1 protein-coding gene is annotated in these 1,703 nt (G+C 40.9%); it reads left to right on the top strand.

The annotated features are described in order from the left end of the window. Positions 1-1,703 (top strand): GbpC/Spa domain-containing protein (locus GMD4S_RS00165; protein ID WP_000574359.1); only part of this gene is annotated, 1,703 nt, incomplete at both ends.

Genomic DNA, 1,703 nt, shown 5'->3' with positions numbered 1-1,703 from the left:
CCAAGGCAACTTATGAGGCTAAAATAGCACAATACGAAAAAGACTTGGCAGCAGTCAAACAAGCGAATGCAGCTAACGAAACAGACTACCAAACTAAGTTAGCGGCTTATCAGACAGAACTAGCTCGTGTTCAAAAGGCAAATGCTGATGCTAAAGCAGCTTATGAGAAGGCTGTTGAAGAAAACACAGCTAAAAATGCAGCGCTCCAAGCTGAAAACGAAGAAATCAAGCAACGGAATGCCGCGGCTAAAACTGACTATGAAGCAAAATTAGCTAAATATGAAGCTGATCTTGCCAAATATAAGAAAGAGTTGGCTGAGTATCCGGCTAAGTTGCAGGCTTATGAAGATGAGCAGGCCAAAATTAAGGCTGCATTGGTAGAACTTGAAAAGAATAAAGATCAAGATGGTTACTTGTCTAAGCCATCTGCTCAGAGTCTGGTTTATGACTTAGAATCGAATGCTCAACTTGATCTCAAAACGGAAGGAAAACTTCTCACTGCAGCAGCAGTTGATGAAGCCTTTAAGAAAGACACAGACCAATATGGCAAGAAAAATCTTCAGTTAGACAATCTAAATGTCAAGAACTTGGAAAACGGTGCAACTACTTCTTCAGTGGAATTGTATGGTAACATCAATGATAAATCAGACTGGACGACTAATGTAGGAAATAAAACAGAGGTTAAATGGGGCTCTGTGCTTCTAGAACGTGGGCAAAGCGTAACTGCAACTTATACTAACCTTCAAAATTCATACTACAACGGTAAAAAGATTTCCAAGATTGTTTACAAATATACTGTAGATCCTTCTTCGCAATTTAAAAATCCTACTGGAAAAGTTTGGTTGGGAATCTTTAGTGACCCAACTTTAGGGGTTTTTGCTTCAGCCTTTACGGGTCAGGTAGAAAAAGATACGTCAATTTTCATTAAAAATGAATTCACCTTCTACGATGAAAATGACCAACCAATTAATTTTGACAATGCTCTTCTTTCAGTAGCCTCACTTAACCGTGAACACAACTCTATTGAGATGGCCAAGGATTATAGTGGTACTTTTATCAAAATTTCAGGTTCATCTATTGATGAAAAAGATGGAATGATTTATGCTACCAAAACCCTCAATTTTAGAAAAGATCAGGGTGGATCTCGTTGGACTATGTATCCTAGAGCAAATGAACCTGGATCGGGGTGGGATTCATCAGATGCACCAAACTCTTGGTATGGTGCAGGTGCTATTAGTATGTCCGGTCCTACGAATCACGTTACAGTTGGTGCAACATCTGCTACCAATGTGATGTCTGTAGCAGAAATGCCTCAAGTACCTGGAAGAGACAATACTGAAGGTAAAAGACCAAACATCTGGTACTCACTCAATGGTAAGATTCGTGCCGTTAACGTTCCGAAAATTACCAAGGAAAAACCAACTCCACCAGTTGAACCAACTGCTCCACAAGCTCCTTCTTATGAAGTAGAAAAACCATTGGAACCAGCTCCAGTAGCACCAAACTACGAAAATGAGCCAACTCCACCGGTAAAAACTCCAGATCAACCGGAGCCGTCAAAACCGGAAGAGCCAACATATGAGACAGAGAAGCCATTGGAGCCAGCACCAGTAGCACCAAACTACGAAAATGAGCCAACTCCACCGGTAAAAACTCCAGATCAACCGGAGCCATCAAAACCAGAAGAGCCAACATATGAGACA

It is taken from the genome of Streptococcus sp. GMD4S (assembly GCF_000296955.1).
This window is presented reverse-complemented; position numbering and strand designations above follow the sequence as displayed.